Origin of the sequence: Aeromonas salmonicida subsp. salmonicida, from assembly GCF_001643305.1 — a bacterium.
GTDB lineage: Bacteria > Pseudomonadota > Gammaproteobacteria > Enterobacterales > Aeromonadaceae > Aeromonas > Aeromonas salmonicida.
Genome location: NZ_LSGW01000099.1, coordinates 1 through 12,977, shown reverse-complemented (window position 1 = coordinate 12,977; position 12,977 = coordinate 1). Strand labels below are relative to the sequence as shown.

Genomic DNA, 12,977 nt, shown 5'->3' with positions numbered 1-12,977 from the left:
TTCAGTTTCTTCGCTTTGGTTGCGGAACCGGGTCATAACCACCCTCGGATAAGGGATGGCATTTTAATAGACGTTTGCTGGCTAACCAAACGCCTTTTATGAAACCGTGAAGTCGGATGGCTTCTATCGCAAATTGGGAACAAGTTGGCGTGAAACGGCAGCGCTGCCCCAGCAGGGGACTAATGATTAGCTGATACAGGCGTATCAGTTTGACAGCTACCCATTGCAACGGCGTGACAGAGTGCGCCATAGCTTTTCCAGTAACTTGAACAGCTCCTCGTTATCCATCTCTTTGACGCCACCCTTGGCGATCACGACGATGTCGATAGCGGGCAGGCTGGCTTGATTGAGACGGAAGCTTTCCCGGACCACTCGTTTGACACGATTACGCCAGACGGCACGCTTGAGTGCTTTTTTGGGCACAGCGAGGCCAAGACGGGGATGTTCGAGAGTATTGGGACAGGCGAGAAGAGTAATTTGCGGAGAAGCGGCCCGGACAGGCTCGGCGAAAACGCGTTTGAAGTGTTCGGGAGTTAACAGACGTAACTCCCGAGAGAAGGTGTGCGGCGTTGGCATTAAACTACCAGACGGGCACGACCCTTGGCACGACGAGCGGCCAGAACTTTACGACCGTTGGCAGTTGCCATGCGGGCGCGGAAACCGTGAGAGCGCTTGCGCTTCAGGTTGGACGGTTGAAAAGTACGTTTCATGATTCGATTCCGTATTTCTGTACAGTTTTGATTGTCACACTTAGCCGACGCGCCAGCTATAGCGTGTGACGACTAGCAAAAGAGGCCGAATTCTAAACAGAGTTCGGCTTTTAGTCAATCCGCCGTTCCCTCTCATCTTGCCCTGACTCATCAATAAGCAGGAGAAGCTGACAGGATCCGGAGGATCAAGGGCTCCGGATTATACTGGCAACCCGGGGTTAAACAAGGATCCTCCAATAAAAAAGGCGGCCAGGCCGCCAAAGAGAGAGCTATTTAAGTACTTTTCGCAAGAACTCCCGGGTGCGGGGATCCTTGGGATCGACCAATATCTGATCCGGCGGGCCCTGTTCCACGATCCGGCCCCCCTCCATGAAGATCACCCGATCGGCAACATCACGAGCAAATTCAATCTCATGGGTCACCACCACCATGGTTTGGTGCTGGCGTGCCAGCTCCTTCATCAGGCCAAGTACCTCGTCGACCCACTCGGGGTCGAGGGCCGAGGTGGGCTCATCGAACAGAATGACCTTGGAGTGAGCCGCCATGGCGCGGCCGATGCCGACCCGTTGCTGCTGACCGCCGGAGAGAGACGCCGGGTAGGCATCCTGCTTGTCGGCAAGCCCTATGTCCTTGAGGATGCCGAGGGCTGTGGCGCGGGCCTCTGCCTTTGGCTGCTTCCAGACGGTGATCAGCCCTTCGGCTATGTTGTCGAGCGCCGTCTTGTTGGCGAACAGGGCGTAGTTCTGGAACACGAAGGAGGCGCGCTTGCGCAGCTCTATGGCCTGCTGCTCGCTGGCGTTTGCCAGATCCAGCTGCAGATCATCGATGGCAAGGGTGCCTGCATCCGGTGTCTCAAGCAGATTCAGGCAGCGCAGCAGCGTCGACTTGCCGGTGCCGGAGGGGCCGATAATGACCACTATCTCCCCCTTCCTGACCTCCAGATCTATGCTGTTGAGCACCTTGTTGCCGTGAAATGCCTTGGAGAGGCCTGTTAATTTGATCATCGCAGACTTCCTTTAATAGGCACGGTTCAGGTGCACTTCCAGCAGGTGCTGCAAGCGGGTGAAGATGATGACCACCACCCAGTAGACCAGGGCCACCGCCATGAAGCTCTCGAAGAACTTGAAGGAGGAGGAGGCTTCCATCTGCGCCTTGCCCATGATCTCGGCCACTCCCAGGGTAAACGCCAGCGAGGTGCTCTTGATCATGTCGATGAAGTAGTTCATCAGCGACGGGGTCGCTATGCGTGCCGCCTGCGGCAATATGATCCGCCGCATAGCCTGATAGCGGCTCATGCCGATACTGAGCGCCGCTTCCATCTGACTCTTGTGAATACCCAGGATGGCGGCACGGATCGACTCTGCCATGTAGGCGGCGAAGTGCAGTGTCAGACCGACGATGGCGGCGGTAAAGGCATCCATTCCCACGAAGACGGGGAACAGTTGCGGCAGTCCGTAGTAGAGCAGGAACAGCTGGACGAGCAGCGGCGTACCTCGAAAGAACGAGATATAGAGCATCGCCAGCCAGTGGATCACGGGGATGCGAAACACCCGTACTATCGCCAGGGTCAGCGACAGCACGAGTGCCAAGACGAATCCCCACAGGGCCATTTCCATCGTGGTGCCCAGGTATTTGAGCAGGATGGGGAACAGCCCTAGGGTGTACTCGAGGTCAAATTCCATCATTTATTTGTCGGTGATATCAGCTGCGAACCATTTCTCGGAGATTTGACGCAGGGCACCATCTTTGCGCATGGCGGTCAGGGCGTCGTCGACCTTCTTCAGCAGAGCCTGCTTTTCAGGCGTCTTCAGGAAGGGCAGGGCGTTCTCAATAGTCTCGAACGGTGCGCCAGCCTGTTGCAGCGGCAGCTTGGATTCCTTGATCAGCTGGGCGGTGGAGACGCGGTCCATCACGAAAGCATCGATGCGACCCAGGGCGACATCCTGCTCGAAGCTGGAGTCATAGGTGCGGATATCGATCTTCTTGTTCGGGTCGTTCTTGCGCAGCAGTTCTTCGAAGTTGGAACCCAGGTTAACAGCAACCGTCTTGCCTTCCAGATCCTTGATGCCGTGGATGGTGCTGTTGCCCTTGCGGACCACTATCTGGGCGCCGTCATAGACGTAGGGTTGGGAGAAGGCGTACTTGGCCTTGCGCTCGTCAGTGATGGTGATCTGGTTGGAGATGGTATCGACGCGGCCGGTTTCCAGCATGCCGAACAGGCCGGAGAAGCTGGCGGTCACGAACTCGACCTTGTAGCCGGTGCGCTCACCAATCTGGTTCCACATATCCACCTCGAAGCCTTGCAGCTTGTCCTGCTTGACGAAGGTGAACGGGAAATATTTGCCGGACATGCCGACCTTGATGGTTTCCTGGGCGATGGCTTGACCGGACAGGGCGGCCAGCAGAATGGCGGCACCGGAGACCAGCTTGATGGATGATGTCATGGGGATTCCTCTCTCTGTTGTTCTGTATTTTTAGTTGTAATGACTGGATTTGCGTTGATGTTATTGGAATAAAACCCAAAGAATAAATGATATTTGGTTATATAAAATAACCGGTTAAGGTCAGGATCCCCGGGGCCGTCCGGGTGGGATCAGGCTGTGGGTAACTTTGGGGATGAAATCAGATTCATCGGTGCTGGATCCTTGAAAGTCAAGGATCTTATTTGCCGGATCCACGAGGTGGCGGCTAGAGATCCAGCCGCTAAAAACGTAGAATAGCCGGTCTTTAGTTAATCAATTGACGGGAGTTTAGAGTGACTGCTTCGCTATGGCAGCAGTGCCTTAACCGGCTGCAAGATGAGTTGCCCTCGGCAGAATTCAGCATGTGGATCCGGCCGCTTCAAGCGGAGTTGAGTGACAATACTCTGACCCTGTATGCACCGAATCGCTTTGTTCTGGACTGGGTACGAGACAAGTATCTCATCCGGGTTAACGGCATCATCAATGAACTCTGTGGGGTCGATGGCCCCACCCTGCGTTTTGATATAGGTAATCGTCCCCATCCCGTTGCGATCGCAAGAGCGCCGGCGCGGGGTGCTGCGCCTGTGAATAACTTGCAGAAGAGCTGGGAAAGCAAGGCTGACGCCAAGCCTGAGCCGAACCACAAGAGCAACACCAACGTGAACTATACCTTCGAGAACTTCGTCGAGGGTAAGTCCAACCAGTTGGCCCGTGCGGCTGCCCGCCAGGTAGCCGACAACCCGGGTGGCGCTTACAATCCTCTGTTCCTCTATGGCGGCACCGGTCTGGGCAAAACCCACCTGCTGCATGCCGTTGGCAACGCCATCAAGGAGCGCAAGAAGGACGCCAAAGTCATCTACATGCACTCCGAGCGGTTTGTGCAGGATATGGTGAAGGCGCTGCAGAATAACGCCATTGAAGAGTTCAAGCGTTATTACCGTAGCGTCGATGCCCTGCTCATAGATGACATCCAGTTCTTCGCCAACAAGGAGCGCTCCCAGGAGGAGTTCTTCCATACCTTCAATGCGCTGCTTGAAGGTAACCAGCAGATCATCCTGACCTCGGATCGCTATCCGAAGGAGATCAACGGTGTCGAGGATCGTCTCAAGTCCCGCTTCGGCTGGGGCCTGACGGTAGCGATCGAGCCGCCGGAGCTGGAGACCCGCGTCGCCATCCTGATGCGCAAGGCGGATGAGAACCAGATCCACCTGCCGGACGAAGTGGCCTTCTTCATCGCCAAGCGTCTGCGATCCAACGTTCGTGAACTGGAAGGCGCTCTCAACCGGGTGATCGCCAACGCCAACTTCACCGGCCGTGCCATCAATATCGATTTCGTGCGCGAAGCGCTGCGCGATCTGTTGGCATTACAGGAGAAGCTGGTCACCATCGACAACATCCAGAAGACGGTGGCTGAGTATTACAAGATCAAGCTGGCGGATCTGCTGTCCAAACGCCGTTCACGCTCCGTTGCCCGTCCGCGTCAGCTGGCGATGGCACTGGCCAAGGAGCTGACCAACCACAGTTTGCCGGAGATAGGTGATGCCTTTGGTGGCCGTGACCACACTACCGTTCTTCATGCCTGCCGCAAGATAGAGCAGCTGAAGGAGGAGAGTCACGACATCAAGGAGGACTATTCCAACCTGATCCGAACCCTCTCTTCCTGATATGACGGTGAGTGGACAGATGCAGCGCGAATATTCCAACCTGATCCGAAACCTTTCGTCCTGATAACAACGGAGAGCACAGATGCAGCTCGAAATTAGCCGTGAGGCCCTGTTACGTCCTCTGCAACTGGTGTCCGGTGCCCTGGGTGGCCGGCCGACCCTGCCGATCCTCGGCAATGTCCTGCTTGATGTCAGCCAGGGTCTGCTGTCGCTGACCGGGACTGACCTGGAAGTCGAGATGATAGGTCAGGTCTATCTCAATAATGAGAGCCAGGATGGCCGCACCACTGTGCCGGCGCGCAAGCTGCTGGATATCTGCCGCGGCCTGCCGGAAGGCGCGGACATTCGCCTCAACACCGAAGGCGAGCGCCTGATCATCCGTTCCGGTCGTTCCCGTTTCAACCTGTCGACCCTGCCTGCCAGTGAATATCCGAATATCGAGGATTGGGAATCCGTGCTCGAATTCGACATTGGCCAGCTGGAGTTGAAGAAGCTGATCGATGCGACCCAGTTCTCCATGGCGAGCCAGGACGTGCGTTACTACTTGAACGGCATGCTGTTCGAGAGCGAGGGCCACGGCCTGCGTACCGTGGCGACCGACGGCCACCGTCTGGCCACCTGTCGTCGCGAGGTAGTGGAAGAATCGCTGCCCGATCATCAGGTTATCCTGCCCCGTAAAGGTGTGCTTGAGCTGGTGCGCTTGCTGGAAGCGGAAGACAAGCCGGTAAGGCTGCAGATTGGTCGCAGCAACCTGCGCGCCGCGCTGGACGGCTTCATCTTCACCTCCAAGCTGGTGGATGGCCGCTTTCCGGATTGGCGTCGGGTTATTCCGCGCAACAGCGACAAGGCCCTGATCGCCGGTCGTGAGGATCTGCGTCAGGCATTTGCCCGCGCCGCTATCCTCTCCAACGAGAAATTCCGTGGGGTGCGTCTCAATCTGCAGGAAAACCTGCTGCGCATTACCGCCAACAACCCGGAACAGGAAGAAGCCGAAGAGCTGCTTGACGTACAATACGAAGCCAGCGAGATGGAGATCGGCTTTAACGTCTCTTATGTGCTGGACGTGCTGAATACGTTAAAATGTGACCAAATTCGGATTAGCCTGAGCGATTCCATCAGCAGTGCCATTATTGAGGATTTTGATCATCAGGATGCTCAGTACGTGGTGATGCCGATGCGGATCTAGTCGTGTCCCTGGTCAAACTCCAGCTCAGCGACTTTCGCAATATCCAGCAGGCCAGTCTCAAGCTGTCCCCCGGTCTCAATATCCTGGTCGGGTGCAATGGCAGCGGCAAGACCAGCGTGCTGGAAGCCATTCACTATCTTGGTCTCGGTCGCTCCTTTCGTACTCACCTGACCGGGCGGGTTATCCGCCAGGGGGAGCGGGCCTTTACCCTGTTTGCCCAGTGTGAACTGGAGGGGCGTCAGGTGCCCATCGGGCTCGCCAAGGACAAGAGTGGCGAGACCCAGCTCAAGATCGCCGGGGCCCAGGCCCAGCGACTGGCCGATCTGGCCGAGCTGTTGCCGGTGCAGTTGATCCATCCCGATGGCTTCAACCTGCTGACGGGGGGGCCCCAGGCTCGCCGGGCCTGGCTGGATTGGGGCGTTTTCCATCAGGAACCGACCTTTTTCTCCCTGTGGGGACGAGTGCGGCGTCTGTTGAAACAGCGCAATGCGCTGTTGCGCCAGAGCACCCAGTATCGCCAGTTGGCGTTCTGGGATCAGGAGCTGGTGCGGCTCGGGGGTGAACTGGCCGAGTTTCGCGCCAGTTATTGTCAGGCCATTACGCCCCTGATCAAGGAGATGACGGCAGATTTTCTGCCCGAATTCGACATCAGTCTCGGTTTCTATCGGGGCTGGGAGAAAGATACCCCCCTCGGCGACTTGCTGGAGGCGGGGTTTGAGCGGGATCGTACGCTGGGTTACACAGGGGTAGGCCCACAGAAGGCCGATGTGCGGCTCAAGGCGAACGGTGTGCCTGCTCAGGATATTTTGTCCAGGGGTCAGCTGAAGTTGTTGGTCTGTGCCATGCGACTGGCCCAAGGGCTCTATTTGAATCAACATAGCAGCCGTGGCTGTATTTTTTTAATTGACGATTTTGCCTCTGAACTGGATGTCGACAAGCGCCGTTTGCTGGCCACAAGGCTGAAGCAGTGCGGTTCTCAGGTGTTTATCACCGCCATCGACACCGGTCAGCTCGCAGACATGATGGATGCGAATGACTGCAAGTTGTTCCACGTGGAACAAGGCAAGATCTCCGAAACGTTAGAGAAGGCAGAGAGTAAGCTATGAGTGAAAATACTTACGACTCCTCGAATATCAAAGTACTGAAGGGCCTGGATGCGGTCCGGAAGCGCCCGGGGATGTACATCGGCGATACGGATGATGGCTCAGGTCTGCACCACATGGTGTTTGAGGTCGTCGATAACTCCATTGACGAGGCTCTTGCTGGCTACTGCTCCGATATTCTGGTCAAGATCCATTCCGACGGTTCCGTATCCGTGCGTGACAATGGCCGGGGTATCCCGGTAGACATGCACGAGGAGGAGGGCCGCTCCGCCGCAGAAGTCATCATGACTGTGCTGCACGCCGGCGGTAAATTCGATGACAACTCCTACAAGGTGTCAGGCGGCCTGCACGGCGTGGGCGTCTCAGTTGTTAACGCCCTCTCTGACAAGCTGTTGCTGACCATACGCCGCAATGGCCATGTCTACGAGCAGACCTATCACCTGGGTGAGCCGCAGGCGCCACTCAAGCAGATTGGCGACAGCAGCAGCGGCACGGGTACCGAAGTGCGCTTCTGGCCGAGCCCGACCATCTTTACCGATACCCTGTATCACTACGAGATCCTGGCCAAGCGTCTGCGCGAGCTCTCCTTCCTCAACTCCGGTGTCTCCATCCGTCTGCAAGATGAGCGTGATGGCCGCGAGGTGCATTTCTGCTATGAGGGCGGTATCAAGGCGTTCGTTGAATACCTGAACCAGAACAAGACCCCGATCCATCCCAAGGTGTTCCACTTCTCCACAGAGCAGGACGGCATCGGTGTCGAAGTCGCCATGCAGTGGAACGATGCCTATCAGGAAGGGGTTTACTGCTTCACCAACAACATCCCGCAGCGGGATGGCGGTACTCACCTGGTGGGTTTCCGTACTGCGCTGACCCGTACCCTCAACACCTATATGGACAAAGAGGATTACAGCAAGAAGGCCAAGTCGGCCGCCAGCGGCGACGATGTGCGTGAAGGTCTGATTGCGGTCATCTCGGTCAAGGTACCGGATCCCAAGTTCTCCTCCCAGACCAAGGACAAACTGGTCTCTTCCGAAGTGAAGACCGCCGTTGAACAGGCGATGGGTGAGAAGCTCGGTGAGTTCCTGCTGGAAAACCCGGGCGATGCCAAGATAGTGGTCAACAAGATCATCGATGCGGCCCGTGCCCGTGAAGCGGCCCGCAAGGCCCGCGAGCTGACTCGCCGCAAGGGTGCGCTGGATATCGCCGGTCTGCCCGGCAAGCTGGCAGACTGCCAGGAGAAAGACCCGGCCCTCTCCGAACTCTACATAGTGGAAGGGGACTCTGCTGGCGGTTCCGCCAAGCAGGGTCGCAACCGGAAGAACCAGGCCATACTGCCGCTCAAGGGCAAGATCCTGAACGTAGAGAAGGCCCGTTTCGACAAGATGATCTCCTCGCAAGAGGTGGGCACCCTGATCACAGCCCTGGGCTGTGGTATCGGTCGTGACGAGTACAACCCGGACAAGCTGCGTTACCACAACATCATCATCATGACGGATGCGGACGTCGATGGTGCTCACATCCGTACCCTGCTACTGACCTTCTTCTATCGTCAGATGCCGGAAATCATCGAGCGTGGCTACATCTACATAGCCCAGCCGCCGTTGTACAAGGTCAAGAAGGGCAAGCAGGAGCAGTATCTGAAAGACGAAGATGCGCTGCTGCAGTACCAGACTGCCATGGCGCTGGATGGTGCGACCCTGCATGTCAACGAGTCGGCGCCACCTATCGGCGGCGAGGCATTGGAGCGTCTGGTCAACCAGCACCGCGCCGTGTCTCACCTGATCACCCGCATGTCCCGCCGGGCACCGGATGCAGTGCTGACCCAGCTGATCTATCAGCCTGAGTTGAACGAAACCCTGCTGGCCAGTGAAAGCGATCTGCTGGCCTGGTGCCAAGGCATGGAGGCCGTGCTCAACGAGAGCAACCACGGTATTCAGTACCAGATCCAGGTGCGTCGTGACGAAGAGCGCAGCCTGTTTGTGCCGCACGCCGTCGTGCGTCAGCACGGGGTCGACCGTGAATATGCGATCAGCTACGACTTCCTGCAGTCCTCCGAGTACCGTCAACTGGTCTCGCTGGGCAAGGAGATTGCGAACCTGATCGAGGACGGTGGTTTCATCAAGCGTGGCGAGAAGGTCAAGCCGATCGCCAACTTCGTGGAAGCGGTCGACTGGCTGATGGGCGAAGGCAAGCGTGGTATCTACATCCAGCGCTATAAAGGGCTGGGCGAGATGAACCCGGATCAGCTGTGGGAAACCACCATGGATCCGGAAGCCCGTCGCATGCTGCGCGTCACCATCGACGATGCCGTCGGTGCTGACCAGCTCTTCTCCACCCTGATGGGTGATGCCGTTGAGCCTCGTCGTGACTTTATCGAGACCAACGCCCTGCGCGTAGCCAACCTCGACGTCTAATCGACGCAGTCAGACAGCAAAAAGCCGCTCCTTGTGAGCGGCTTTTTTACATCTGCAGTCAGCGGGATCAGAGCAGTTTGCTCATGATGACCAGATTATGGGGAAGCTCGGTACCATCCTTTGTCGTGCGGTGACGTAACGCAGGCACTATGTGGTGAATGGCCCTGAATCCTAACCTGGTATAAAAAGGCTCGGCGGTCTGGGTGCCCAGATTGATTTCGCAAACCTTTTGCAGGCTCAGGTACTCCAGCACTGTATTGGCCAGCCGTGTGCCGGTTCCCGCGGGTTGCCCCGGTTGCACAACGACAGTGCCAATATAGGCATAACGATGCTCTTCTTTAGTCCAGATTGACCCGGACATGCCACCCAGCAGCTTGCCATGCTCATCGCGCAACATCAGCACAAACGTTGGCCGGATCTTTGGATCCTGCTCATTGACGACTTCGACATAGAGGGTCTTGCCAGCCGGGTGAGTACCACACTGCCATCTGAAGATAGCGGTATGGTCGGGGCCTGCTGGCATATGAACCGCTTCATGCTGATAACCCGCTTGCATGAGTGGGGAGCTCAATACCTGATAGGTGGTGATGATAACCACCTGATTGATAAAGTAGCCCTGTTGCAACTGTTCGCCAATCAGCTGATTCAGATAACCGATCGGCGAGCCGAGAAAGCCGGCTTCCGGATAATGGACGATCACATTCGGGTTGAAGCCAAACTCCTGCTCACGCAGTTGGAGCAGGGTGAACAGTGCCAGTTGTTGCTCTGTCAGTTCATCCGGGGTGCTGTTGGTCGGCTGGTAAAGTCTGAGGGAGTTATGTCGAGAGGTCATTGTTTTTCCAGATAATCAGGCTTGAGGATGATAACACAGGCAATGCAGCAGGTTAGCGAGGCACCTCCCGATGTTCCACGTGAAACACTGGCAGTTGAAAGGATGATAGTGTCACTGTCGGCCGGGTTGAAATAACGAAAATGCCGAACGCCTGATTAGCGTTCGGCATTTTTCCTGATGTACAGATGTGGATACCTGAAGATTTAGACTGGCTCGGCACCCGGGCAGTAGAGACGCAGGCGATGGCCATCCGGATCGAGCGCCATGCCGGTGTAGCCAAACTCCATCTTGGTTGGTTGCTGGAGTATGGTCAGGCCGCGAGCCCGCCACTCGGCCAAGCCCGTATCGACACTGGCTTCATTAGGCAGAGGGAAGGCCAGCTCCATGGCGCCTGCACTCTGGGTAACGGCGGGTTCTACTGTGGCACTGGACCAGAGCGCCAGCCTGGCGCCCGACTCGAACACGAACATGGCAAAGGTGGGAGACTCTTCGACTGGCGGATGGCCAAACAGCTCGCGATAGAAGAGGGCGCTGCGAGCCGGATTCGCGACATAGAGAATGGTGAACTGTGGGACTAACAACATGGTAACGCTCCTTGATTTGGTGGAGGGCGCATTTGCGCCGACCCCGTCAGCATGGCGCTACCTGCTGTCAGTTTCTGTCAGCAATGAATTTTGGTTGCGGGATCTGCTGGGTAGCACGCCACTCTTTCAGCAGGCTCTCTCTGCTCTTGGGATAGCGGTTATCTTCCAGCTGCATCCAGGCGATGCGATCTACCCGAAAGTGGCGAAAGCCCTGCCGCAGTTCGCACCAGGCGACCAGTACCCGCACCTGCTCGAAGTAGCCGAGAGCAAATGGCCAGACGGTGCGCTCAGATAGCTCCTCTTTCAGATCGCGATAGCTCAGGGTCACCTTGCGCTGCTGGCGGATGGCGCTGCGCAGGGGAGCCTCATCGACAGGACTGTCGCTGCGGGAGGTGCCGATCAGCAGGGCATTCGCCTGGAGCTGTTGGCGGTATTCGGCGGGCAGCACAGCCTCTATCTTGGCCAGTGCACTGCTGGCAGATGCACTCAAGGCTTCATCACAGTGCGCGACGACCCAGCGTGAACCCAGCACCAGGGCTTCCAGCTCATCTTCGCTGAACATCAGCGGTGGCAGCATGAAGCCAGGGCGTAGCACATAGCCGATACCGGGCTCACCTTCGATATGGGCACCTTGAGCCTGCAGGGTGGCGATATCCCGATAGAGGGTGCGCATACTGATGCCAAGCTGGCTGGCCAGCTCTGTGCCTGTGATGGCGTAACGGTGACCGCGCAACAGCTGGAGCAGGGCTAGCAGGCGTTCGGAACGGGACATGGCATGGCTCCTTGGGATCTGCGGTTAGGGTGCCATGTTTGGGCGAGCCGGAACAAGGTGGGGGATTATGCTCACCTCTTTTATTATCACTAGAAGATGCCAAGGGAAGCTAAGAGCCACATCTGATGTTTCAGAAAATTTTTCATTTTTCGCCCTTGAAAGCAAAAAGCTGGCCCCTATATAGGTAACAAGGCCGGAACGCTCGACAGAGGTTTCGATCAGGAGCCCGTCCGACAGGAGGGTAAATAATCCGTTATCGCTCACAAGAGGGTAATACTATGCGTTCTATCGATTTTTCCCCGCTCTATCGTTCTGCCATCGGTTTCGATCGCCTGGCCAATCTCATCGAATCTGCGGCCAGCAATGGCAATGCCGGTTATCCCCCCTACAACATCGAGCAGCTGAGTGACAACGACTACCGTATCAGCATGGCGGTGGCTGGCTTTACCCAGGAAGAGCTGGAGCTGAGTTTTCAGGAAAATCTGTTGACGGTGAAGGGCAGCAAGCAGGCAGAGTCCGATCGCAACTACCTGTATCAGGGCATAGCCGAACGAGGCTTCGAGCGTCGTTTCCAATTGGCTGACTATGTGCGGGTGAAAGGGGCTGATCTGAAAAATGGCCTGCTGCACATCGAGCTGATGCGAGAAGTACCCGAGGCGATGAAGCCGCGCAAGATTGAGATCAACGGCTAACGCCTGATTTGAATCCATTTTTACCAAGCTTCCCGGGTGCCGATGACGGGCCTGTGGAAATGAAAACCTGTTGCTTATTAGAAGGATAGGATTATGCGTAACCTCGATTTTTCTCATCTCTATTCCAATGCCGTCGGCTTTGAGCGGATGGCCCGTGAGCTGGAGGGCCTGTTTGAACAGAAAGCAGCAGCCTATCCCCCTTACAACATCGAAAAGCGGGAGCACGACAGCTACCGCATCACGCTAGCGGTGGCAGGCTTTGAGCGCGAAGAGCTGGAGCTGGAAACCGAAAACGGCACCCTCAAGGTGAAGGGGCGCAAGGCAGCTGCCGGTGAGCGTCAGTTCCTCCATCAGGGTATCGCAGAGCGTGACTTCGAGCTCGCCTTCAAGCTGAGTCAGCACGTTGAGGTGCAGGGCGCCAAACTGGAACATGGCCTCTTGACCATAGATCTGGCTCGCGAGCTGCCCGAGGCGCTCAAGCCTCGTGCCATCGAGATCGGCAAACCCGATCAGCTGGCGCTGCCCGGTTAAGCAAACCGGATCGCGATAAACAACAAA

The 12,977-nt window shown here is 56.8% G+C and carries 15 protein-coding genes; 6 read left to right on the top strand and 9 right to left on the bottom strand.

Annotated elements, in window-relative coordinates; translation table 11 throughout:
• Position 1 precedes the first annotated feature (1 nt).
• The 6 genes from yidD to AXW79_RS18520 form a co-directional block, all read right to left on the bottom strand.
• Entirely contained in the window at positions 2–250 is a 249-nt protein-coding gene (yidD, locus tag AXW79_RS22520) for a membrane protein insertion efficiency factor YidD (RefSeq protein WP_005319556.1), read from the bottom strand.
• Positions 217–576: a ribonuclease P protein component gene (gene rnpA, locus AXW79_RS18540; RefSeq protein WP_005319554.1), complete on the bottom strand. Its 360-nt coding sequence runs from the start codon at positions 574–576 to the stop codon at positions 217–219. The genes yidD and rnpA overlap by 34 nt, the downstream gene beginning before the upstream one ends.
• A complete protein-coding gene (gene rpmH, locus AXW79_RS18535; RefSeq protein WP_005307156.1) occupies positions 576–710 on the bottom strand; it encodes a 50S ribosomal protein L34 in 135 nt (44 codons plus the stop codon). Before rpmH ends, rnpA begins: the two co-directional genes overlap by 1 nt.
• A gap of 269 nt (positions 711–979) precedes the next feature.
• Positions 980–1,714: an amino acid ABC transporter ATP-binding protein gene (locus AXW79_RS18530; protein ID WP_005319551.1), complete on the bottom strand. Its 735-nt coding sequence runs from the start codon at positions 1,712–1,714 to the stop codon at positions 980–982.
• 12 nt (positions 1,715–1,726) lie between these two features.
• The gene (locus tag AXW79_RS18525; protein WP_011899267.1) at positions 1,727–2,395 is read right to left on the bottom strand and encodes an amino acid ABC transporter permease; all 669 of its coding nucleotides are present in this window, start codon (positions 2,393–2,395) and stop codon (positions 1,727–1,729) included.
• A complete protein-coding gene (locus AXW79_RS18520; RefSeq protein ID WP_005319547.1) occupies positions 2,396–3,154 on the bottom strand; it encodes an amino acid ABC transporter substrate-binding protein in 759 nt (252 codons plus the stop codon).
• Positions 3,155–3,465: 311 nt separating this feature from the next.
• Here AXW79_RS18520 and dnaA point away from each other — a divergent pair, with 311 nt between their 5' ends.
• The 4 genes from dnaA (at position 3,466) to gyrB (ending at position 9,539) form a co-directional block, all read left to right on the top strand.
• Positions 3,466–4,836 carry a chromosomal replication initiator protein DnaA gene (gene dnaA, locus AXW79_RS18515; protein ID WP_005319544.1) on the top strand — a complete coding sequence of 457 codons (1,371 nt, stop codon included), beginning with the start codon at positions 3,466–3,468 and terminating at the stop codon, positions 4,834–4,836.
• Between the two features lie 82 nt (positions 4,837–4,918).
• A complete protein-coding gene (gene dnaN, locus AXW79_RS18510) occupies positions 4,919–6,022 on the top strand; it encodes a DNA polymerase III subunit beta (protein ID WP_005319542.1) in 1,104 nt (367 codons plus the stop codon).
• A gap of 2 nt (positions 6,023–6,024) precedes the next feature.
• Positions 6,025–7,128, top strand: a complete 1,104-nt coding sequence (gene recF / locus AXW79_RS18505; protein ID WP_011898202.1) for a DNA replication/repair protein RecF — start codon at positions 6,025–6,027, stop codon at positions 7,126–7,128.
• Positions 7,125–9,539: a DNA topoisomerase (ATP-hydrolyzing) subunit B gene (gene gyrB / locus AXW79_RS18500; protein WP_005319540.1), complete on the top strand. Its 2,415-nt coding sequence runs from the start codon at positions 7,125–7,127 to the stop codon at positions 9,537–9,539. Before recF ends, gyrB begins: the two co-directional genes overlap by 4 nt.
• Before the next feature lie 67 nt (positions 9,540–9,606).
• On the opposite strand, the gene AXW79_RS18495 is transcribed toward gyrB, so the two are convergent.
• The 3 genes from AXW79_RS18495 to AXW79_RS18485 form a co-directional block, all read right to left on the bottom strand.
• A complete protein-coding gene (locus AXW79_RS18495) occupies positions 9,607–10,371 on the bottom strand; it encodes a GNAT family N-acetyltransferase (protein ID WP_005319538.1) in 765 nt (254 codons plus the stop codon).
• Positions 10,372–10,574: 203 nt separating this feature from the next.
• Complete coding sequence (locus AXW79_RS18490) at positions 10,575–10,952, bottom strand: VOC family protein (protein ID WP_034281998.1); 378 nt, start codon at positions 10,950–10,952, stop codon at positions 10,575–10,577.
• 70 nt (positions 10,953–11,022) lie between these two features.
• Positions 11,023–11,727 (bottom strand): helix-turn-helix transcriptional regulator, encoded by a 705-nt coding sequence (locus AXW79_RS18485; RefSeq protein ID WP_005319534.1) that lies wholly within the window; start codon positions 11,725–11,727, stop codon positions 11,023–11,025.
• 278 nt (positions 11,728–12,005) lie between these two features.
• Between AXW79_RS18485 and AXW79_RS18480 the strand changes: the two genes are divergently transcribed.
• Both AXW79_RS18480 and AXW79_RS18475 read left to right on the top strand, forming a co-directional pair.
• Entirely contained in the window at positions 12,006–12,419 is a 414-nt protein-coding gene (locus AXW79_RS18480; RefSeq protein ID WP_005319532.1) for an Hsp20 family protein, read from the top strand.
• A gap of 93 nt (positions 12,420–12,512) precedes the next feature.
• The gene (locus tag AXW79_RS18475; RefSeq protein ID WP_005319530.1) at positions 12,513–12,950 is read left to right on the top strand and encodes an Hsp20 family protein; all 438 of its coding nucleotides are present in this window, start codon (positions 12,513–12,515) and stop codon (positions 12,948–12,950) included.
• Positions 12,951–12,977: the final 27 nt, after the last annotated feature.